General features: G+C 58.9%; 1 protein-coding gene. It reads right to left on the reverse strand.

Annotated elements, in window-relative coordinates; translation table 11 throughout:
- Positions 1-88: 88 nt before the first annotated feature.
- On the reverse strand, positions 89-387 hold a 299-nt coding region (locus tag I6F21_RS38505), incomplete at its 5' end, for a hypothetical protein (protein ID WP_225184488.1).

Below are 387 nucleotides of genomic sequence, written 5' to 3' on the forward strand. Positions count from 1 at the left end.
ATCTCAAACGGCAGGCGCAGGCGTTCGAGCAATTCCCTCCGATATGGTGAGCTGGAGGCCAGAATGAGCGGCGGACGCGATGCAGAAGTCATAAGTGCTTGAAGATGCAGTGGATTTTGAGCAAAACCTTTTGACGCCAGAGGTTTCTGCCCGCTATAATCCCGGGTTTCGCGGATTGGCCGCGCAGTGTCGCAAACCGGGCGCCCAGGCGCAAGGTGTCAGGCGGCGCTGCGGGCGGTTGATCCGGTTTGCGCACCAACAGCAACGCGTTCGACAGGTTCGATTCGTGGATTTTCGTACATTCGATCTTTTCGCGTTCATTCGCGCGGGTGAGCCAGCAAGCGGTACGGTCTCTCTGACCGAGATGCCTCGCCTGCTGGCCGAGCA

The sequence above is a fragment of the Bradyrhizobium sp. NBAIM03 genome (genome assembly GCF_020194055.1).
Taxonomy (GTDB): Bacteria; Pseudomonadota; Alphaproteobacteria; order Rhizobiales; family Xanthobacteraceae; genus Bradyrhizobium; species Bradyrhizobium yuanmingense.